This is a genomic window from Streptomyces sp. B3I8 (genome assembly GCF_030816915.1).
GTDB lineage: Bacteria > Actinomycetota > Actinomycetes > Streptomycetales > Streptomycetaceae > Streptomyces.
Genome location: NZ_JAUSYN010000002.1, coordinates 3,866,853 through 3,888,870 on the forward strand (window position 1 = coordinate 3,866,853; position 22,018 = coordinate 3,888,870).

13 protein-coding genes and 1 tRNA gene are annotated in these 22,018 nt (G+C 72.0%); 11 read left to right on the forward strand and 3 right to left on the reverse strand.

Annotated features, from left to right (window positions below; translation table 11 throughout):
* Nucleotides 1–83 precede the first annotated feature (83 nt).
* The 11 genes from bldG to QFZ64_RS19400 all read left to right on the forward strand — a co-directional run bounded on the left by bldG (nt 84) and on the right by QFZ64_RS19400 (nt 17,239).
* The gene (bldG, locus tag QFZ64_RS19350; RefSeq protein WP_005475923.1) at nt 84–425 is read left to right on the forward strand and encodes an anti-sigma factor antagonist BldG; all 342 of its coding nucleotides are present in this window, start codon (nt 84–86) and stop codon (nt 423–425) included.
* Between the two features lie 100 nt (nt 426–525).
* Nucleotides 526–972: an ATP-binding protein gene (locus tag QFZ64_RS19355; RefSeq protein WP_307067440.1), complete on the forward strand. Its 447-nt coding sequence runs from the start codon at nt 526–528 to the stop codon at nt 970–972.
* A 497-nt stretch (nt 973–1,469) separates the two neighbouring features.
* Nucleotides 1,470–3,878 (forward strand): sodium-translocating pyrophosphatase, encoded by a 2,409-nt coding sequence (locus tag QFZ64_RS19360; RefSeq protein ID WP_307067442.1) that lies wholly within the window; start codon nt 1,470–1,472, stop codon nt 3,876–3,878.
* Nucleotides 3,879–4,096: 218 nt separating this feature from the next.
* Nucleotides 4,097–4,693 (forward strand): small secreted protein, encoded by a 597-nt coding sequence (locus QFZ64_RS19365; protein WP_307067443.1) that lies wholly within the window; start codon nt 4,097–4,099, stop codon nt 4,691–4,693.
* Nucleotides 4,694–4,923: 230 nt separating this feature from the next.
* Nucleotides 4,924–6,459, forward strand: a complete 1,536-nt coding sequence (locus tag QFZ64_RS19370; protein WP_307071766.1) for a class I SAM-dependent methyltransferase — start codon at nt 4,924–4,926, stop codon at nt 6,457–6,459.
* 332 nt (nt 6,460–6,791) lie between these two features.
* Nucleotides 6,792–6,989: a hypothetical protein gene (locus QFZ64_RS19375; RefSeq protein ID WP_307067445.1), complete on the forward strand. Its 198-nt coding sequence runs from the start codon at nt 6,792–6,794 to the stop codon at nt 6,987–6,989.
* Between the two features lie 447 nt (nt 6,990–7,436).
* Entirely contained in the window at nt 7,437–10,277 is a 2,841-nt protein-coding gene (gene topA / locus QFZ64_RS19380) for a type I DNA topoisomerase (RefSeq protein WP_307067447.1), read from the forward strand.
* A gap of 307 nt (nt 10,278–10,584) precedes the next feature.
* Entirely contained in the window at nt 10,585–13,869 is a 3,285-nt protein-coding gene (gene tmk / locus QFZ64_RS19385; RefSeq protein ID WP_307067449.1) for a dTMP kinase, read from the forward strand.
* Nucleotides 13,870–14,031: 162 nt separating this feature from the next.
* Nucleotides 14,032–15,237, forward strand: coding sequence for a DNA polymerase III subunit delta' (locus QFZ64_RS19390; protein ID WP_307067451.1), 1,206 nt, complete (start codon nt 14,032–14,034; stop codon nt 15,235–15,237).
* A gap of 109 nt (nt 15,238–15,346) precedes the next feature.
* Nucleotides 15,347–17,032 carry an alpha/beta hydrolase gene (locus QFZ64_RS19395; protein ID WP_307067453.1) on the forward strand — a complete coding sequence of 562 codons (1,686 nt, stop codon included), beginning with the start codon at nt 15,347–15,349 and terminating at the stop codon, nt 17,030–17,032.
* A gap of 130 nt (nt 17,033–17,162) precedes the next feature.
* A tRNA-Thr gene (locus tag QFZ64_RS19400) sits at nt 17,163–17,239 on the forward strand.
* Between the two features lie 73 nt (nt 17,240–17,312).
* Here the strand turns inward: QFZ64_RS19400 and QFZ64_RS19405 are convergent.
* The 3 genes from QFZ64_RS19405 to QFZ64_RS19415 form a co-directional block, all read right to left on the reverse strand.
* Complete coding sequence (locus QFZ64_RS19405; protein ID WP_307067455.1) at nt 17,313–17,936, reverse strand: histidine phosphatase family protein; 624 nt, start codon at nt 17,934–17,936, stop codon at nt 17,313–17,315.
* Between the two features lie 159 nt (nt 17,937–18,095).
* Nucleotides 18,096–20,096 (reverse strand): threonine--tRNA ligase, encoded by a 2,001-nt coding sequence (thrS, locus tag QFZ64_RS19410; RefSeq protein ID WP_307067457.1) that lies wholly within the window; start codon nt 20,094–20,096, stop codon nt 18,096–18,098.
* Nucleotides 20,097–20,520: 424 nt separating this feature from the next.
* Nucleotides 20,521–21,978: an MFS transporter gene (locus QFZ64_RS19415; protein ID WP_307067458.1), complete on the reverse strand. Its 1,458-nt coding sequence runs from the start codon at nt 21,976–21,978 to the stop codon at nt 20,521–20,523.
* Between the last annotated feature and the right edge of the window lie 40 nt (nt 21,979–22,018).

A 22,018-nucleotide genomic window follows, 5' to 3' on the forward strand; every position in this document is an offset into this window, starting at 1 on the left:
CGCGGCTGGCGAACCGTCCCCAGGGCTCTCATGCCGAGATGACCCGAAGGACGAACGCTCGATAGCAAGGTGCTGGAGGATCCGTGGACCTGTCCCTGTCGACCCGTACCGTCGGCGATCGTACGGTCGTCGAGGTCGGTGGCGAAATCGACGTATACACCGCGCCCAAGCTGCGCGAGCAGCTGGTCGAGCTGGTGAACGACGGGAGTTTCCACCTCGTCGTCGACATGGAGGGCGTGGACTTCCTCGACTCCACCGGGCTCGGCGTACTGGTCGGTGGTCTGAAGCGGGTGCGCGCCCATGAGGGCTCGTTGCGCCTCGTGTGCAACCAGGAGCGCATCCTGAAGATCTTCCGTATCACCGGTCTCACCAAGGTGTTCCCCATCCACACCTCGGTGGACGAAGCGGTGGCGGCCACCGACTGACACCGTCGCCGGGCCCGTGCCCGGACGGCAGATCGAAGCGGAGGGCCGGGGCCGCAGTGGCCCGGCCCCCCGAGAGCACGCCCAGTTCCGAGGGGGATGCATGGCCACCGTTGAGCTCCGCTTCAGCGCGCTGCCCGAGCACGTCAGGACCGCCAGGCTGGTGGCGGCGGCGGTGGCGCGCAGGGCCGGAGTGGACGAGGCCGTCCTCGACGAGGTCCGGCTCGCCGTCGGGGAGGCCTGTTCGCGGGCCGTCGGTCTGCACCGGAGCAGCGGCGTGCAGGCGCCGGTGCACGTGGTGCTGGTCGAGGAGGAGAAACAGTTCTCCATCGAGGTGGGCGACGAGGCCCCGGGCAGCGCGTCACCGGTGGAACGCATCCCCGGTACGTCCGGCGCGGACGACCCCGACTCCGACAGCGAGGACGACGACATGGGCCTCGCCGTCATCAGCGGGCTCGTCGACGACGTGGAGGTGACCGCGGGGGAGCACGGCGGCTGGATCAGGATGACCTGGCCCACCGCGCCGCCGCCCACCGAACTGCTCCCCTGAGTCCCGGCGACACGACTGACCCGTGAGGGAGGGCTCCGCTTCGGCGGGGTCCTCCCTCACGGCGTTTCCACAGCTCCGCCGCCGTCCCGCCGCAGTTCTGCCGCCGTCCCGCCGCAGTTCCTCAGCCGTCCCGCGGCCGTCCTGGCCCAGCTCCGCGGTAGTTTCTCAACCGTCCCGCCCACGGGCCCGCGGCCCTCCTGCCACGGCTCCGGTGCCGCTCCGCCGATTGCGTGAAGGAATTCACGAGCATTTACCGATCGGCGTGTTTCCGCCGCCGAAATGATCATTCGATTGCGCGGCAATCCGGTGAAATCCCCGGTCAATGGTTTAGAGGCATTACCTCTTTCGTGTAGGGCGTGACGCCGTTCACGATCATTCCGATGGGCGAACATCGGCGAACCAAGACCGATTCCGTTTACCGCACACTGTTTAGATCAGGTTTCGCTACCTACAATCCGTCCACATCTTGAGCTCAGCCCAAGCGTCAAGGAGGACGAATGGCGGGGCTTTCTACCCCTCAGCAGTTCGACCACCCCATCAACCTCGCCGGTGCGGTGCTGACCGACGACAATCGTTTGATCGTCATCATCATCGGGATCGTCGCGCTCGCGGCACTCGTGGTCGCCGGAGTCCTGGTCCGCCAGGTGCTCCAGGCCGGCGAGGGCACCGACAGCATGAAAAAGATCGCGGCGGCGGTCCAGGAGGGCGCCAACGCCTATCTGGCCCGCCAGTTGCGCACGCTCGGCGTTTTCGCCGTGATCGTGTTCTTCCTGCTCATGCTGCTGCCCGCGGACGACTGGGATCAGCGTGCCGGACGATCGGTGTTCTTCCTGATCGGCGCGGCATTCTCAGCCGCCACCGGGTATATCGGCATGTGGCTCGCCGTACGGAGCAATGTGCGGGTCGCCGCGGCGGCGCGGGAGGCGACACCGGCGGCCGGAGAGCCGGAAAAGGATCTCACTGCCGTCTCCCACAAGGCCATGAAGATCGCTTTCCGTACGGGCGGCGTCGTCGGCATGTTCACGGTGGGGCTCGGTCTGCTGGGCGCCTCATGCGTGGTGCTCGTCTACGCCGCCGACGCGCCGAAGGTCCTGGAGGGCTTCGGCCTCGGCGCCGCGCTGATCGCCATGTTCATGCGAGTCGGCGGCGGCATCTTCACCAAGGCCGCCGACGTCGGCGCCGACCTGGTCGGCAAGGTCGAACAGGGCATCCCGGAGGACGACCCCCGTAACGCCGCGACCATCGCCGACAACGTGGGCGACAACGTCGGCGACTGCGCGGGTATGGCGGCCGACCTGTTCGAGTCGTACGCCGTCACGCTGGTGGCCGCGCTGATCCTCGGCAAGGCCGCCTTCGGCGACGCAGGGCTCGCCTTCCCGCTGATCGTGCCCGCGATCGGTGTCCTCACCGCCATGATCGGCATCTTCGCGGTCGCGCCGCGCCGTGCCGACCGCAGCGGCATGACCGCCATCAACCGCGGCTTCTTCATCTCCGCGGTCATCTCGCTGGTCCTGGTGGCCGTGGCCGTCTACACCTACCTGCCGTCGAGCTACGCCGACCTGGACGGCGTCGGCGAGGCGGCGATCGCCGGCAGGGACGGCGACCCGCGCATCCTCGCGCTCGTCGCCGTGGCCATCGGGATCGTGCTGGCGGCCCTCATCCAGCAGCTCACCGGCTACTTCACCGAGACCACCCGGCGACCCGTCCGGGACATCGGCAAGAGCTCGCTGACCGGCCCGGCCACCGTCGTCCTCGCCGGCATCTCCATCGGCCTGGAGTCGGCCGTCTACACCGGTCTGCTGATCGCGCTCGGCGTCTACGGGGCGTTCCTGCTCGGCGGCACCTCGATCATGCTGGCGCTGTTCGCGGTGGCGCTGGCCGGCACCGGACTGCTCACCACGGTCGGCGTGATCGTCGCCATGGACACCTTCGGTCCGGTCTCCGACAACGCGCAGGGCATCGCCGAGATGTCCGGCGACGTCGAGGGTGCGGGTGCCCAGGTGCTCACCAACCTGGACGCGGTCGGCAACACCACCAAGGCCATCACCAAGGGCATCGCCATCGCGACCGCCGTCCTGGCCGCCTCCGCGCTGTTCGGGTCGTACCGTGACGCGATCACCACGGGCGCGCAGGACGTCGGCGAGAAGCTGTCCGGGGCGGGCGCGCCGATGAGTCTGATGATGGACATCTCGCAGCCCAACAACCTGGTCGGCCTGATCGCGGGCGCGGCGGTCGTCTTCCTCTTCTCGGGACTGGCGATCAACGCGGTGTCGCGGTCGGCGGGCGCGGTGGTCTACGAGGTGCGGCGCCAGTTCCGGGAGAAGCCCGGGATCATGGACTACTCGGAGACCCCGGAGTACGGCAAGGTCGTCGACATCTGCACCAAGGACGCCCTGCGGGAACTCGCCACGCCGGGGCTGCTCGCCGTGATGGCGCCCATCTTCATCGGGTTCACGCTCGGAGTGGGCGCGCTGGGCGCGTTCCTGGCGGGCGCGATCGGTGCCGGCACGCTGATGGCGGTCTTCCTCGCCAACTCCGGTGGTGCGTGGGACAACGCCAAGAAGCTCGTCGAGGACGGCCACCACGGCGGCAAGGGCAGTGAGGCGCACGCCGCGACGGTCATCGGCGACACCGTCGGCGACCCGTTCAAGGACACCGCGGGCCCGGCGATCAACCCGCTGCTGAAGGTGATGAACCTGGTGGCGCTGCTGATCGCGCCCGCGGTCATCAAGTTCTCCTACGGCGACGACAAGAACATCGGCGTGCGGATCGTCGTCGCGTTGCTGTCGTTGCTGGTGATCGTCGTCGCGGTCTACATCTCCAAGCGGCGCGGGATCGCGGTCGGGGACGAGGACGAGAGTGCCGAACGGGTGAGCGAAACGGTGAACCCCGCGGTGGTGTCGTAGGCGGCGGCACCGACGGCCGTGAGCGGCGGTCGCAACCCAGGGGCGGACGGCGCGTGCTGACGTGCCGTCCGCCCCTCGCATGGGGGTGCGCGCCGGTTCGTGAGCCTTCTCTCGCTTCGGGCGGGCGCCTTGGTGCAAATGGCTTCACAGGGGTACATAAAGGCGGTCCGCGGTCCGGTCGCCCCGCGTCCGGCGTGTATGTTCCGGGGCCGGAAGCCATGGAAGGGACCGATCCGGTGAACAAGAAGCTCGCTGCCGCACTGTCCGGCGGTGCGGTACTGGCAGTGGCGCTCACGGGCTGCGGCGCCGACGACGACAGCAGCAAGGAACTGGACACCTGGGCCGCGAAGGTGTGCGACGGCGTCCAGCCGCAGGCGAAGAAGATCGAGGCCGCCAACACCGCGATCCAGAAGGAGACGTCGGACAACAGCACGCCGGCCGACGTCCAGAAGACGGACTCCCAGGCCTTCCAGGACATCTCCGACGCCTACAAGGCGATGGCGCAGGCCGTGCAGAAGGCGGGCGCGCCCCCGAACGTGGACAAGGGCGAGACCAAGTCGGCCAACGCGGTCAAGGAGCTCGACAACCTGTCGTCCTCCTACGCCGACCTGAAGAAGCAGACCGCGGGCCTCGACACCAAGGACCAGGCGAAGTTCGCCTCCGGGCTCAAGGACGTGGCGACCCAGCTGGAGAAGCTGAGCAAGAGCGGCAGCGACGCCCTGAAGGACCTGGAGGAGGGCGACGTCGGCAAGGCGATGGCGAGGCAGGCAAGCTGCAAGTCGGCGTCGGCCACGGCGACGGCTTCGGCGGCATAGCGCCCGCCACACCGCCGCGGCCGCCCCGGGGCTGACGTCCCGTCGGAGTGAATGTCGCATCGGAGTCGACGTGCGTCGGAGGCGGCGCGCGGCGGAGGCGGCGCGCGGCGGCCGAGGCGTGGCGTCGACGAGGGGCGCGGGGGTATGCGGTGTGCCGTCTACGGAGGGCGCGAGGGGCGGGGGCGGTGCGCCGCCGGGCGGAAGGCGCGGGAGCGGGCGTGCGGGCCACAATGGGGGGCGTGAGCACCTCCCAGCCGGCCCCCCTGGCCCCTCTGCCCTCGACCGACCGCCCCGACGTCGCCGCCGCGCTGCGGGACGCGCTGCGGGCGGCCTCCTTCACCGCCGACGGACTGCTCGAACTCCTCGGCGCACCGGCCTACGCCGCGCTGGCCCGCAATGAGGTGGTCCCGGCGCTGCGGGCCACCCGGGGCGACAGCCCGCTGGAAGCACTCGTACGCCTGTTTCTGCTGCAGCAGCCCGTGCCCCGCGCACGCGTGGCCGCCGCCCTGCCCGTCGATGCCTGCCTGGAGGCCGGCTGGCTGATCCGGGCCGACGACGAGGTCGCCGCCACCGTCGACGTGCGGCCTTACGGAGGGGCCGACGGCGAGGACTGGTTCATCGTCTCCGACCTGGGCTGCGCGGTCGGCGGCGCGGGTGGCATCGGCAGCCGCCAGGAGTCCGTGGTGCTCGGCGTCGGCGGTGCCTCGACGACGCTGGCCGGGCTCACCGTCCGGACACCCGTGGGTGCCGCGCTCGATCTCGGCACCGGCTCCGGCATCCAGGCGCTGCACGCCTCCCGGCACGCCACACGGGTGACCGCGACCGACGTCAACCCGCGTGCCCTGCACATCACCGCGCTCACCCTCGCCCTCTCCGGGGCGCCCGCCGCCGACCTGCGCGAGGGCTCGCTGTTCGAACCGGTCGCGGAGGACGAGACGTACGACCTGATCGTGTCCAACCCGCCGTTCGTCATCTCGCCCGACGCCCGGCTCACCTACCGCGACGGCGGCATGGCCGGGGACGATCTGTGCCGCACGCTCGTTCAGCAGGCGGGGGACCGGCTCAACCCGGGCGGGTTCGCCCAGTTCCTGGCCAACTGGCAGCACGTGGAGGGGGAGGACTGGCAGGAGCGGCTGCGCTCGTGGGTGCCGCGCGGCTGCGACGCGTGGATCGTGCAGCGCGAGGTGCAGGACGTCACCCAGTACGCCGAACTGTGGCTGCGGGACGCGGGCGACCACCGCGACGACACGGCCCGGTACCAGGCGCGCTACGACGCGTGGCTGGACGCGTTCGAGGCGCGCAAGGTGAAGGCCGTCGGCTTCGGCTGGATCACCCTGCGCAGGTCCGACGCGTCGGAACCCTCGGTGACCGTGGAGGAGTGGCCGCATTCCGTCGAACAGCCGCTCGGGGACGTCGTACGGGCGCACTTCGACCGGGTCGACTTCCTGCGGGCGCACGACGACGCGGCGCTGCTCGCCGGGCACTTCCGGCTGGCCTCCGAGGTCGTCCAGGAGCAGGTCGGGCTGCCCGGCGCGGAGGACCCGGAGCACGTGGTGCTGCGTCAGTACCGCGGCATGCGCCGGGCCACCACGGTCGACACGGTCGGCGCGGGCTTCGCCGGGGTGTGCGACGGCACGCTGAGCGCGGGGCGCATTCTGGACGCCATCGCCCAGCTCGTCGGTGAGGATCCGGTCGCGCTGCGTGACCGGACGCCGGCGCAGATCCGACTGCTGGTGGGACAGGGCTTCCTCGAACCGGCGCGCTGACGGGGCGCGGGGGCCGCCCCGCGGCGGCCTGCCTTGCCCGCGACGATCCGTTCCGCCCGGTCCGCGGCGGCCTGCCCCGCCTCGCGCCGCGACGGTCCGCCCCGGTCCGCGGGCGCACTGACCCCGTTCGCGGCGTCGGCCGCGGCTCGGCCCCCCGCGGCCTCGCCGCCCCGGCCCGCCGGTGCCCCTCTCCCCCGGCCGCCCCGTGTTCACCCCCGGTTCGTCCGGCCGCCGGTCGGCCGTCTCTCCCGCGTGTCAGCCTCGCCTCGCCGGGCCGGACGGCCCGATGCGACACCCGGGCGCGGGAGCCGGGACGGCAGGGGGAGCGGGGCATGGAAAGCGGGCCGGCGATCTTCGCGGGGACGGTGTTCGCTCTGTTCGGGGGCGCGCTGCTGAGCTGGACCGCCGTGCGGTGGCGGCAGGGCGAGCCGGTCGCCGACGGTGTGAGTCCCGTCGCATCCGCGACCGTCGCGGCCCTCAGCGGTGTCGCCGCGCTCGTGGTGGCCGCCTGGTGCCTCAGGCACGGGTGACCCGGCCTCACGGTGCCACGCGTGGTGGTGCCCTGGTGCCGCACACCGTGGTGACCCGGTGTCTCACGCGGTGGTGAGGCGGCGGGCGCGCACAACGGCGTACGTCCCTGCGTACGCCGTCATACGTACCACCGGCTACGCCACCGTACGCATTGCGTCGCGCGCCCCGGGCGGCCCCCTCGTACGGGCGCCGGAACGGCCCGGACAAGGGGCACCGGGCAAGTGACAGAGGGCGCTCCGCTTCGACCGCGCGGAGCCGTCACCCACTCCGGGCGGCAGGAATAGCACGAGTCGGGTTACCGTTCGAGTGGCCGTTGCGGGCTTTTCCCGTTTGACACGGGGGCGGGAGGTACCGTCACACTCCGCAGCGTCACCATGACGACCCACCCCCTGGGCACAGGCCCGGGAGATGGAGCCACACTGCGCCGACCGGAGAGAAGAGCGAAGTTGTCCCCGACCAGCGAGACCGCACAGGGCGGCCGCCGACTCGTCATCGTCGAGTCGCCTGCCAAGGCGAAGACGATCAAGGGCTATCTGGGCCCCGGCTACATCGTCGAGGCGAGCGTCGGGCACATCCGCGACCTTCCCAACGGTGCCGCGGAGGTGCCGGAGCAGTACACCGGCGAGGTGCGCCGCCTCGGCGTGGACGTCGACCACGACTTCCAGCCCGTCTACGTGGTCAACGCGGACAAGAAGCAGCAGGTCAGGAAGCTCAAGGAGCTGCTGCGCGAGTCCGACGAACTCTTCCTCGCCACCGATGAGGACCGCGAGGGCGAGGCCATCGCGTGGCACCTCCAGGAAGTGCTGAAGCCGAAGATCCCGGTCCACCGGATGGTCTTCCACGAGATCACCAAGGACGCGATCCAGCAGGCCGTGCGCAGCCCGCGCGAGCTCAACCAGAAGCTGGTCGACGCCCAGGAGACCCGCCGCATCCTCGACCGTCTGTACGGTTACGAGGTCTCGCCGGTGCTGTGGAAGAAGGTCATGCCGCGGCTGTCGGCGGGCCGTGTCCAGTCCGTCGCCACCCGGCTCGTCGTGGAGCGGGAACGCGAGCGGATCGCCTTCCGTTCCGCCGAGTACTGGGATCTGACGGGCACCTTCTCCACCGGCCGCGCCGGTGATCCCTCGGACCCGTCCTCGCTCGTCGCCCGCCTGGCCAGTGTCGACGGCCGCCGGGTCGCGCAGGGCCGCGACTTCGACTCCCTGGGACAGGCCAAGAGCGCGCAGGTCCTCCACCTGGACGAGGCGAACGCCCGCGCGCTGGCCGCGGCCCTGGAGAACACCCGCTTCGCCGTCCGCTCCGTCGAGTCCAAGCCCTACCGCCGCTCGCCGTACGCCCCGTTCCGTACGACGACGCTCCAGCAGGAGGCGAGCCGCAAGCTCGGCTTCGGCGCGAAGGCGACGATGCAGGTCGCCCAGAAGCTGTACGAGAACGGCTACATCACGTACATGCGTACGGACTCCACGACGCTGTCGGAGACCGCCGTGGCCGCCGCCCGCGCCCAGGTCACCCAGCTCTACGGGGCCGACTACCTCCCGGAGCGCCCCCGTACGTACGCCGGCAAGGTCAAGAACGCCCAGGAGGCGCACGAGGCGATCCGCCCCTCGGGCGACCGCTTCCGCACGCCCGCCGAGACGGGGCTGAGCGGCGACCAGTTCCGGCTCTACGAGCTGATCTGGAAGCGGACCGTCGCCTCCCAGATGAAGGACGCGGTCGGCAACAGCGTCACCGTGCGGATCGGCGGCACGGCCGCCGACGGCCGGGACGCCGAGTTCACCGCCTCCGGCAAGACGATCACGTTCCACGGCTTCCTCAAGGCGTACGTCGAGGGCGCCGACGACCCGAACGCCGAGCTCGACGACCGCGAGCGCAGGCTGCCGCAGGTCGCCGAGGGCGACGCGCTGGGCGCCGAGGAGATCACGGTCGACGGGCACGCCACCAAGCCTCCGGCCCGCTACACCGAGGCCAGCCTGGTCAAGGAGCTCGAAGAGCGCGAGATCGGCCGCCCGTCCACGTACGCGTCGATCATCGGGACCATCCTCGACCGCGGCTACGTCTTCAAGAAGGGCACGGCCCTGGTGCCGTCCTTCCTGTCCTTCGCCGTCGTCAACCTGCTGGAGAAGCACTTCGGCCGGCTCGTCGACTACGACTTCACCGCCCGCATGGAGGACGACCTCGACCGCATCGCGCGGGGCGAGGCGCGGGCCGTGCCGTGGCTGCGGCGGTTCTACTTCGGCGAGGGCGACGACAGTGTCGGCACCGCCAGCGCGGCCGCGGCGGGCAACGGCGACGGGGACCACCTCGGCGGCCTCAAGGAACTGGTGACCGACCTGGGCGCGATCGACGCCCGCGAAGTCTCCTCGTTCCCCATCGGCGACGGCATCGTGCTGCGGGTCGGCCGCTACGGGCCGTACATCGAGCGCGGTGAGAAGGACTCCGAGGAGTACCAGCACGCCGACATCCCCGACGACCTCGCGCCCGACGAGCTCGGCGTGGAGTACGCGGAGGAGCTGCTCGCCAAGCCGAGCGGTGACTTCGAGCTGGGCACCGACCCGTCGACCGGCCGCGCGATCGTCGCCAAGGCCGGCCGCTACGGCCCCTACGTCACCGAAGTGCTCCCCGAGGGCACCCCGAAGACCGGCAAGAACGCCGTCAAGCCGCGCACGGCCTCACTGTTCAAGTCGATGTCCCTGGACACGGTCACGTTGGACGACGCCCTGAAGCTGATGTCGCTGCCGCGCGTCGTCGGCACCGACGCCGAGGGCCAGGAGATCACCGCGCAGAACGGCCGCTACGGCCCGTACCTGAAGAAGGGCACCGACTCGCGCTCCCTGCAGGCCGAGGAGCAGCTCTTCACGATCACGCTGGAGGAGGCGCTGGCGATCTACGCCCAGCCCAAGCAGCGTGGCCGGGCCGCGGCCAAGCCGCCGCTGAAGGAGCTGGGCGAGGACCCGGTCAGCGGAAAGCCGGTCGTGGTCAAGGACGGCCGCTTCGGGCCGTACGTCACCGACGGGGAGACCAACGCGACGCTGCGCTCCGGCGACAGCGTCGAGGAGATCACCCCGGAGCGCGGGTTCGAGCTGCTGGCGGAGAAGCGGGCGAAGGGGCCGGCCAAGAAGACCGCGAAGAAGGCCCCCGCCAAGAAGGCACCCGCCAAGAAGGCCGCTGCGAAGAAGACGGCCGCCAAGACGACGACGGCCAAGAAGACCGCCGCGAAGAAGACGACGACGGCCAAGAAGACGACCGCGAAGAAGACGACCGCGAAGAAGACGGCCTCGGCCGAGTAGGGCGGCGGGAGCAGCGGGGCCGGGCGCCATGCCCCGGCCCCGTCGGCCTGCTCTCGGCTCCGTGGGACTGTCCTTGGCTCCGTGGGACTGTTTTCGGCTCCGTGGAAGTGTCCTCGATCCCCGCCGTTTCCCGGGGCGCCACGCCCGGCAGGATCTTGCGCGTGCGGCGCCGGAAGTGGCTGACGCCTCGTCAGAACCCGCTCTCTGGCGTGCTGTTCCTCGCATATAAACATATGTAAATGCGAAGGCCGTGCGTACGTTCGGGTGGCTGCTTCGGGGTGTCGGTGCCTGCCGATACTCTGAACGCATGACGCGAGCCGAGCAGCCAACGGCCCCCAGCACGGACCCCCAGACCCCCGGCAAGGCCGCCGACACCTCCGGACCCTCCGGAGCCGACGACGCCCTGGTTGCCGACTCCCGCGAGCGCGCCGTGCGGGCGCTGCTTCGCAGGCCGCAGCTCAGGCGGCTGTGGAGCGCGCAGCTCGTGGGCGGCGTCGGGGACGCGCTGGGGGTGCTCGTCCTGATCGTGCTCGCCCTCCAGGCGGCGGTCGTGCGGGGTTCCCTCGGCGGCGGCTACCACGGGGTGGCCTTCGCCGTGGCGTGCGTCCTGGGCGCACGCGTCCTGGCGTCGCTTCTCTTCGGCGCCGTACTGCTCGGCCCCCTCGCCACGCTCACCGCGCCGGACGGCCCGCTCGACCGTCGCTGGACCATGGTCGGCGCCGACGGACTGCGGGTCGCGCTTCTGATCGTCGCTCCGCTGTGGATCGACTGGACCCCGGACAACGCGCTCGTCCTGCTCCTGGTGACCGCATTCGTCACCGGCATGGCCGAGCGGCTGTGGACGGTGTGCAAGGAGAGCGCGGCGCCCGCGCTGCTGCCGCCGCCCCCGCCGGAGGGCGCCTCGGTGCGTCCGCTGCCCGACCACATGGACGCGCTGCGCCGGCTGTCCCTGCGCACGAGCTTCGTGTCCGTGCCGTTGGCGGCCGCCGCGCTGGTCCTCGCCGGGCTGCTGAACAACCTGCTGGGCGCCGGGATCGAGTGGTTCGACCAGCACCAGGCGGCGCTGGCCTCCTACGTCGCCGCGGGCCTGTTCGCGGCCGCGCTCTCCGTGCTGACCGCCCTCGAACTGCCGGACACCCGCACCCCGCGTGCACGCTCGCCGCTGGAGGGGCTGCGCCGCCCGAGGGCGGCCACGGGTCTCGGCAACAGCGCCGTCCCCGACAAGGGCCGCACGGGTGTGCTGCCGCTGCTCGTGCTGGCCTGCGCCTCGGTCGCGGGCGCGATCGCGGCCGCCGTCGGCGTGAGCGTGCTGCACGCCAAAGACCTCGGCGGCGGCCCCGTCCTGTACGGGCTGCTGGTGCTCGCCGTGACCGGCGGCGTGGTCGTCGGCATCCGTACGGCGCCCGGGCTGCTGCCCGCGCTGTCCCGGCGCCGGCTGCTGGCGCTGGCGATCGCCTTCACCGGGCCGGCACTGCTGGCCGCCGGGCTGGTCCCGGACGACACCACCGTGCTGCTGCTCCTCGCCCTGGCCGGCATCGGCGCCGGCGTCGCCGCGAACACCGGGCACACCCTGCTCGACCAGGAGACCGAGGACCAGCGCCGGGCGCGCACCACCGAACACCTGCACGCGGTCGTACGGGTGTTCGTGGCGCTGGGCGCGCTGCTCGGCCCGCTGGTGGCGGCCGGCATCGGCCCGCACCGGCTGGTCAACGGCAAATTCGTCTTCGCGCACGGCGGCGCGGCCTTCACCCTGATGCTGGTCGGCGCGCTGCTGCTGCCGGTCGCCGCCCTGGTTCTCGCCAAGGTCGACGACCGCTCCGGCGTCCCCCTCCGGCTCGATCTGAGGGACGCCCTGCGCGGCGGGGACGACCCCGTGCAGATCCCCGCGACGAACGGTTTCTTCCTCGCCCTGGAGGGCGGCGACGGCGCGGGCAAGTCGACGCAGGCGGAGGCGCTCGCCGAGTGGATCCGCGCCAAGGGTCATGAGGTGGTCCTCACCCACGAGCCGGGCGCGACCCCGGTCGGCAAGCGACTGCGCTCGATCCTGCTGGACGTGTCCGGCGCCGGGCTCTCGCACCGCGCGGAGGCCCTCCTCTACGCGGCGGACCGCGCGGAGCACGTGGACACCGTCGTACGGCCCGCCCTGGAACGCGGCGCGGTCGTCATCTCCGACCGGTACACCGACTCCTCCGTCGCCTATCAGGGCGCGGGCCGCGACCTGTCCCCGACGGAGATCGCCCGCATCTCGCGCTGGGCGACCAACGGCCTCGTACCGCACCTGACCGTGCTGCTCGACGTCGACCCGCAGGCCGCCCGCGAGCGGTTCACCGAGGCGCCCGACCGGCTGGAGTCCGAGCCCGCCGAGTTCCACGCGCGCGTGCGGGCCGGTTTCCTCACCCTCGCCGCAGCCGACCCCGGCCGCTACCTGGTCGTCGACGGCGGCCAGGAGCCGGAGGCGGTCACGACGGCCGTACGGCACCGGCTCGACCGGATGCTGCCCCTCTCCGAGGCCGAGAAGAAGGCCCAGGAGGAGGCGCGCCGCAAGGCGGAGGAAGAGGCCCGCCGCAAGGCTGAGGAAGAGGCGCGCCGCAAGGCGGAGGAGGAGCGCCAGGAGCGCGAGCGCCTGGAGCAGCTCGCCAGGCTCCGCGCCGAGGAGGAGGAGCGCAAGCGCCTCGAGCGGGAGGAAGCCCAGCGGCGTGAGGCCGAGCGGCAGGCCGAGGAGGCCCGGCAGCGGGCGGAGGAGGCGCGCCGCAGGGCCGAGGAGGAGCAGGCCCGGCTGCTCGCCGAGGAGAAGGTGCGCGCCGAGGAGGAGGCCCGCCGCAAGGCGGAGGAGGACCGGCTGCGTCGGCAGGCCGAGGAGGAGGCGCGGCTGCGCGCCGAGGCAGAGGAGCGGCGCCTGGAGAAGCAGCGCAAGGCGGAGGCCGCGCTGCTGCGGGCGGAAGAGGCCCGCCGGGCCGCGGAGGCGGCGGCGGCCGCGGCGGCGGCCGAGACGGCGGCGAGGAACGCGCGAGCGGCCGAGGAGCGCGGCACGGCGGGCCCGTCGGCCGCCGAGACGACCGTATCGACCCCGGTGGTGAATCCGGCCGAGACCACGGGCGGCCCCGCGGACGAGACGGCGGTGCTGCCCCCGGTGATTCCTGAGGGGCCCGACGCCGAGACGACCACCCAGATGCCCCGTCCGCAGATCCCGCAGCCGCAGGACGACGAGACGACGGTGCTCCCGGCGGTGACGCCGGGCGCGGCGGACGAGACGGCTGTACTACCGCCGGTGCGGGACGACGGCGATGGCAGGGACGTCCGGGAGCCTGGGCACGACCCGGACGGCCGGGACCCGGCGGACAGGGTTCCGCCGGGCTACTTCCGCGACGAGCACCCCGAACCGCGTCCCGAGCCGCGTCCCGACGGGCGTGAGGACCGCACCCGCGAGCTCCCCCAGGTCCCCGCCGAGGAGGCCGCCCCCCGCCGCGGTCGCCGCAACCGCCGACGCCCCGACTGGGCCGAGGAGACCCCCCTGGACGACCTCCCCACCCTGGCCGACGAACTCCTGGGCCCGCGGGACGACGAGGACGACGCCGGGAAGGGCAGGTCGTAGGACGGGTGCGGCAGGTCGTGGGCCGGGACGCGGGTGGAGCCGCGTCCCGGCCCACGACCTGCCGAGCCTTCTCCTTCCGCCGACCCACCCGCACCCCGCTGTCAGTGCCCACCCGCACAATGGGTACCGACAGCCTCCGTACGATCCGAAAGGCGGCGGCACATGTCCGTGTGGGACGACCTCGTCGGCCAGGAGCGGCTGAGCGCCCAGCTCGCCGCCGCCGCCCGCGACGCCGACGCCTTCGTCACCGCCGCGGCGGTGAACGCGCCGCCCCCCGAGGCGTCGAGCATGACCCACGCCTGGCTGTTCACGGGCCCGCCCGGCGCGGGCCGCAACCAGGCGGCCCGCGCCTTCGCCGCCGCGCTGCAGTGCGTCAGCCCCGACCGTGCCCTCGGCGGCACCCCCGGCTGCGGCTTCTGCGACGGCTGCCACACCGCCCTGATCGGCACCCACGCCGACGTCAGCACGGTGGCCGCGGTGGGCGCCCAGATCCGCGCCGCCGACATGCGCGACACCGTCCGCAAGTCGTTCACCTCACCGGCGAACGGCCGCTGGCAGGTGATCCTCGTCGAGGACGCCGAGCGCTTGAACGAGCAGTCGGCGAACGCGGTCCTCAAGGCCGTCGAGGAGCCCGCGTCCCGTACGGTCTGGATGCTGTGCGCACCCTCCGTCGAGGACGTTCTGCCCACCATCCGCTCCCGCTGCCGCCATGTGAACCTGCGCACGCCCCCGGTGGAGGCCGTCGCGGATCTGCTGATCCGCCGGGACGGCATCGAGCCGGAGGTCGCGCTCGCCGCCGCCCGCGCCACCCAGGGTCATGTGGACAACGCCCGCCGCCTCGCGACCGACGAGCGGGCCCGCGCCCGCCGCGCGGCCGTGCTCAAACTGCCGCTCCGCCTGGACGACGTCGGCGGCTGCCTCAGAGCGGCGCAGGAACTGGTCGACGCGGCCGCGGCGGACTCCAAGCAGGTCGCCGAGGAGCGGGAGGCCAAGGAGACCGAGGAGATGAAGGCGGCGCTCGGCGCGGCCCAGGGCGGTCGGCTGCCACGCGGCACCGCAGGCGTGATGAAGGACCTGGAGGACGACCAGAAGCGCCGCAGGAGACGCGTCCAGCGGGACAGCCTGGACGTCGCCCTGCTGGACCTCACCGGTTTCTACCGCGACGTGCTGGCCCTCCAGCTCGGCTCCCGACTGGCCCTGGCCAACATGGACGCCGAGGACGCGTTGGAGCGGATCGCCCGCGGCGGCACCCCGGAGGCCACGCTGCGCCGCATCGAGGCGATCGGCGCATGCCGGGAGGCCCTCGACCGCAATGTGGCCCCGCTGCTGGCGGTGGAGGCGATGACGATGGCGCTGCGCGCGGGCTGACTCCGACGAGCACACCACACCCACCATTCGTGCGTTGACGCCCTCACCCGAAAGGGGAGCGTTCATCGCCCTTCGTGAGCGGAGGGCGACCCAGGGTTACGCTCGTCGAATGCACCTCAGGCGCCCTCCCGCACCCCGCCCCCCACAGCCCGTCCCCGGCTCCGGTTCCGGCCGCGCCCCCGGCTCCGGTTCCGGCCGCGCCCCCGGCCCTGCCCCGTTCCGCCGGTTCCTGGCCCGTAGCACCCCGCCGGCCGCCGCGCTCGCCCTGCTGTTCTCCGCCGCCTGCTCCGCCGGGCACTCGGCGACGCCCGCCGTGCCCTCCACGGCGCAGGCGGCGCCGGCCGCCCTGGCCGCGCTCCCCCGGTCCACACCGGCCACGCTCACCTCGTACTACGACCAGAAGCCGACGTGGCGCGCGTGCGGCGTGCCCGGGTTCCAGTGCGCCACGGTCAAGGCCCCGCTGGACTACGACAAGCCCTCCGCCGGTGACGTCCGGCTCGCGGTGGCCCGCAAGAAGGCGACCGGTCCGGGCAAGCGCCTCGGCTCGCTGCTGGTCAATCCGGGCGGTCCCGGCGGCTCGGCGGTCGGCTACCTCCAGCAGTTCGCGGGCATCGGCTATCCGGCCTCCGTCCGAGCCCGGTACGACATGGCGGCCGTCGACCCGCGCGGCGTCGCCCGCAGCGAGCCCGTCGAGTGCCTGACCGACCGCCAGATGGACGCGTACACACAGACCGACGCCACCCCGGACGACGGGAAGGAGACCGCCGGGCTCGTCGACGCGTACAAGACGTTCGCGGAGGGCTGCGGCAAGCACGCCCCGAAGCTCCTGCGGCACGTCTCGACGGTCGAGGCGGCGCGCGACATGGACATCGTCCGCGCGGCGCTGGGCGACAAGAAGCTGAACTACGTCGGCGCCTCGTACGGCACGTTCCTGGGCGCCACGTACGCGGGGCTCTTTCCCGACCGCGTCGGACGCCTCGTCCTGGACGGCGCGATGGACCCGTCGCTCTCGGCGCGCAGGCTCAACCAGGACCAGACGGCCGGCTTCGAGACGGCGTTCCAGTCCTTCGCCAAGGACTGCGTACGCCGCTCCGACTGCCCCCTCGGCACCGCGCGCACCACCCCCGCGCAGGTCGGCGACCACCTGGAGGCGTTCTTCCGTCGACTGGACGCGAAGCCCTTGCCGACGGGTGAAGCGGACGGCCGCAGGCTCGGCGAGTCCCTGGCCACCACCGGCGTGATCGCGGCGATGTACGACGAGGCGGCCTGGCCCCAGCTCCGCAAGGCGCTCACCTCCGCGATGAAGGACAAGGACGGCGCCGATCTTCTCGCCCTCTCGGACAGCTACTACGAACGCGACGGCGACGGCCACTACACCAACCTGATGTACGCCAACGCCGCCGTGAACTGCCTCGACCTGCCCCCCGCACTGCGGTCCACCAAGGAGGTGGACAAGGCGCTCCCGGCGTTCGAGAAGGCCTCCCCGGTCTTCGGCCCGAGCCTGGCCTGGGCGTCGCTGACCTGCGCGTACTGGCCGGTCAAACCGACGGGCAAGCCGCACCGCATCGAGGCGAAGGGCGCGGCGCCGATCGTGGTCGTCGGCACCACCCGCGACCCGGCCACCCCGTACCGCTGGGCGAAGTCCCTCGCCGCACAGCTCTCCTCCGGCCGCCTCCTCACCTACGAGGGCGACGGCCACACGGCGTACAACCGCGGCAGCCGGTGCATCGACACCGCGATCAACACCTACCTCCTCCGCGGCACCCCGCCGACCGACGGCAAACGCTGCACCTGACCGCCGTCACCGCCCCCGCGCCGCGGCTCGGGGGCGGTGCGGGGCGGTGCGGGGGCGGTTCGGAGCACCCCCGGGAACTGTGTAGACTTACCGTCGTCGCTGATCGCACCATAGTGCGCACGGCCGACTCGCCGCCTTAGCTCAGATGGCCAGAGCAACGCACTCGTAATGCGTAGGTCTCGGGTTCGAATCCCGAAGGCGGCTCCACTGAAACCCCAGCTCAGAAGCGATCTGAGCTGGGGTTTCGCGTTTCGGTGGACGTCGCACCCGTCCGTTGCCCTCAGATGCGCAGTTCCTGGGGGAAGCCGGTCCAGCGGAGGTCGGGCGGGAGGTGGCCGGTGTCGTTGAAGGCGAGGAGTGCCGGGGGACGGCCGGGGGCGTAGCGGATGACGGTCAGGGCCGCGTTGGCGTGGTTGATGCCCAGCCAGCGCCATCTCGGCGCGTCGAGGGCGGCGCGGATGAGCCAGCCGGCGAGGAAGTTGTGGGTGACGACGAGTTCGTGGCGCGGCTCGTCACCGGGAACGGTGCCGGTGAACTCCGCGCCCGCCTGCGCCGCGAGCCGGGGCCCTTCTTCGCGCTCCTGTGCCGGGAACTGTTCCAGGAAGGCGAGCCAGGTGTCGGCCGACTCGGGTGGTAGTTCCTCGCGGGCCGGCAGGTACGGGACGTAGTCGCCGGCGGCCGGAGAGGGGCGCACGGGGACGCCGTCGAGCCGGTCGCCGATCAGCCGGGCGGTCTGCGCGGCACGGGCGAGTGGCCCGTGGTGGATCGCCGCCAGCGGAACGCCCCGGAGCCGCTCGCCCAGCAGGGCGGCCTGACGGCGGCCCGCTTCCGTCAGTTCACTCTCGTCGGGCGAAGCCTCGCCGTGGCGGGTGATGTAGAGGTGGCGGGCGGCCGTACCGGTCATGGGCGAGTCCTCCAGTGCGGCACGGTGCGGTGCGGGGATCTTGTGGGCCGGGGGAGACGCCGACCCGCGCGCTGTGGTTCCCGGTACGGGGCCGGGGCCGGGACATCTCCCGGCCCCGGCCCCCTGCCGTCTCGGTGCCGCCCTACGCGACGGTCCGCCTCACGCGGCCGACGGTCCCGTGTTGGTCCGGGACCTGACGACCTCGACCACGTGGGCCACGGCCTCCTCCAGCGGGACCCCGTTGCGCTGCGAGCCGTCCCGGTAGCGGAAGGACACCGTGCCGCCGTTGACGTCGTCGTCGCCCGCGATCGCCATGAACGGGATCTTCTGCTGCTGGGCGGTGCGGATCTTCTTCTGCATCCGGTCGTCGGAGTGGTCGACCTCGGCCCGGATGCCCTGCTCCCTCAGCTTCGCGACGAACTCGGCGAGGTAGTCGGCGTGGTCGTCGCGGATCGGGATGCCGACCACCTGCACCGGGGCGAGCCACGCCGGGAACGCGCCGGCGTAGTGCTCGGTGAGCACGCCGAAGAACCGCTCGATCGACCCGAACAGCGCCCGGTGGATCATGACGGGCTGCTCCCGGCCGCCGTTGGCCGCCGAGTACTCGAGCCCGAACCGCTTCGGCTGGTTGAAGTCGACCTGGATGGTGGACATCTGCCAGGTCCTGCCGATCGCGTCCTTCGCCTGCACGCTGATCTTCGGGCCGTAGAAGGCCGCGCCGCCCGGGTCCGGCACCAGGTCGAGACCGGACTCGGCCGCCGCCGAGCGCAGCGCCTCGGTGGCCTCGTCCCAGTCCTCGTCGCTCCCGATGAACTTCGGCGAGTCGTCGCGGGTGGACAGCTCCAGGTAGAAGTCGTCGAGACCGTAGTCGCGCAGCAGCGCCAGGACGAAACGCAGCAGCGAGGTCAGCTCGCCGGCCATCTGGTCGCGGGTGCAGTAGATGTGCGAGTCGTCCATCGTCAGACCGCGCACCCGGGTCAGCCCGTGCACCACGCCCGACTTCTCGTACCGGTACACCGTGCCGAACTCGAACAGCCGCAGCGGCAGCTCGCGGTACGACCGCCCCCGCGACTTGTAGATCAGGTTGTGGAAGGGGCAGTTCATCGGCTTGAGGTAGTAGTCCGCGCCCTCCATCTCGATCGGCGGGAACATGGTGTCCGCGTAGTACGGCAGGTGACCGGAGGTCTCGAAGAGCTTGCCCTTGGTGATGTGAGGGGAGTTCACGAAGGAGTAGCCGGCCTCCTCGTGCTTGACGCGCGAGTAGTTCTCCATCTCGCGGCGGACGATCCCGCCCTTGGGGTGGAAGACCGCGAGGCCGGAGCCGATCTCGTCGGGGAAGGAGAACAGGTCGAGTTCGGCGCCGAGCTTGCGGTGGTCGCGGCGCGAGGCCTCCTCCAGCAGCGTCAGGTGCGCCTTCAGGGCATCGCGGCTGGGCCACGCGGTGCCGTAGATCCGCTGCAGCTGCGGGTTGCGCTCGTTGCCCCGCCAGTACGCCGCCGCCGACCGCATCAGCTTGAACGCGGGAATCATCCGGGTCGACGGCAGGTGCGGTCCGCGGCACAGGTCGCCCCAGACGCGGTGGCCGTCCTTCGGGTCGAGGTTGTCGTACGCGGTGAGTTCACCGGCGCCGACCTCCATCACCTCTTCGGCGTCCACCTCGCCCTTGAGGTCCACCAATTCCAGCTTGTACGGCTCCTTCGCCAATTGCTCCTTGGCGTCCTCCAGGGAGTCGTAACGCCGGCGCTGGAATCGCTGCCCCTGCTTGATGATTTCCTGCATGCGCTTTTCCAGCCGCTTCAGGTCTTCCGGCTGGAACGGCTTGGCGACATCGAAGTCGTAGTAGAAGCCGTTTTCGATCGGCGGTCCGATGCCGAGCTTGGCCTCCGGGAACACGTCCTGCACCGCCTGCGCCAGCACGTGCGCGGTGGAGTGCCGCAGCACGTTCAGACCGTCCGGCGAATCCAGCGCGACGGGAGTGACCTTGGTGTCCAGTTCCGGCACCCAGTCCAGGTCGCGCAGCCGGCCCGCGGGGTCGCGCACCACCACGATCGCCGTCGGCCCGGTTCCCGGCAGGCCCGCGGCGGTCACCGCCTCGCCCGCCGTCGTCCCCGCCGCGACGACGAGAGAGCCGGCCAGAGCAGGTGGACGAGGTGCAGACACGATGGTTCTCCTTCGGCGAGCGGTCCGGCGAGTCCGGGCCGTCAACCATGCTATCGGCCCCGTACGGCCCCACACCGACCTGCGTGGCGGTGCGGGCGGACGGGCGCGCGCCGCCGGCGAGCGCCTGCCGGACAGTGGTCCGGGTGATATCGCGGACGGGCCCGGGGTGATTTCGCGGATGGTTCGGGCGTATTTCGCGGAGTGGCTGTGACGTGCTTTGCCGGTCCGGTGCGTCTGCCGCTTTCCGGTCCGGTATTACGGCCGTCGCGCTCTTTCTTCCGAGTTGTGCGGCGGATCGGCGGATGTGTTCCTGTCGAATGTGCGCCTTGGAATACGGGGGAGGCGGTTCGCGTGCCGCATTCCCTTCACCGGCCGCCCGCCGCCGCCCCGGTGGGCCGGGACGTCGGGGCCGGACCGGCGGAGTTCAGCCGTGGGCCTGTCGCGGGTGCGTGGGAAGGAGGCGGACCAGGGACAGGGTCAGCAGGTTCAGCCCGGCCGCGACGGCGAACACCAGTTCCGCCGCGGTGAGGCCCGAGCGCGGGGTCAGGTGGCCGGCGCGGGCGTAGAACACCGTGCCGAGGGCGGCGACGCCGAGCGCGCCGGCGAACTGCTGGACGGCGTTGAGGAGGCCCGCCCCGGTGCCGACCTCCTCCGGGGTGGCGTCGCCGATGATGAAGTCGGTGAGCGGGACGAACACCAGTCCGGAGCCGAAGCCGGTGAGAAGCAGGGCGGGGGTCAGCTTCCAGACGGTGATGCCGGTGTCCCAGTGGGCCACGGACCACCACAGGGCGAGCAGCCCGACGACGGCCAGGGCGAGCCCGAGGTGCAGCGCGGCCCGCCCCAGCTTCTCGGCGAGCACGGCGCCCGCGAGCAGGACGGCGACGGCGGTGCCGAGGGCCCAGGGGAGGAGGGCGAGTCCGGTGCGCAGTGGGGTCCAGTGCATGCCCTGCTGCAGCATCAGATTGATGACCAGCACAAACGCGCTGAGTGCGGCGTAGAACCCGGCCACGATCACCAGGCCGACGACGAAGCTTCGTTTGCGCAGCAGTGTGGGTGCGACGACGGGGTGGTCGCTGTGCCGCTGGGAGACGGCGAACAGCGCGAACAGCGCGAGGCCGGCGGCCATCATGACGTACGTCCAGACGGGCCAGCCGAGTTCGCGGCCCTGGATGAGCGGGACGACGAGCAGGGCCGAGGCGGCGGTGAGCAGACCGATGCCGGTCAGGTCGAGGCGGGCGTCCGGGTCCTCGCCGCCGCTGCGGGGCATGACCCGGGCGCCGAGCAGGGCGGCGAGAACGCCGAAGGGCACGTTGATCAGGAAGATGGAGCGCCACTGGCTGCCGAACAGGTCCAGGTGGAGCAGCCAGCCGGCCAGGACGGGGCCGCCCACCATGGTCAGCCCCATCAGCGGGCCGACCGGGGTCAGCGCCTTGCGCAGGTGCTGCGGCGGGAAGACGACCTTCACCAGGGCCAGGCCCTGCGGGATCATCACCGACCCGCACAGGCCCTGTGCCGCCCGGGCGACGATGAGGAAGGCCGCGTTCGGGGCGAGGCCGCAGGCGAGTGAGGCCAGGGTGAAGCCGGTCATGCCGAGCAGGAAGAGACGTCGGCGGCCGAGCAGGTCGCCGAGCCGCCCGGAGGTGACCAGGCCGAGGGCGAAGGTCGCGGTGTAGGCGCTGAGCACCCACTGCACCGTCACCTGGCCACCGCCGAGGTCGGCGTGGATGGACGGGCCGGCGAGGTTGGCGATGCTCGAGTCGATCAGATCCATGAGGTCGGCCAGCACCACGACGACCAGGACCAGCCATGCGGTGCGCGACGGACGGACGTCGGAGGGGACGGGCGTGGGAGCCGCCGGAGGAGAAATCTCGGAAGTGGACACGAACACTGTTCTACAGCAGAACAGTGTTCGTAACAAGACG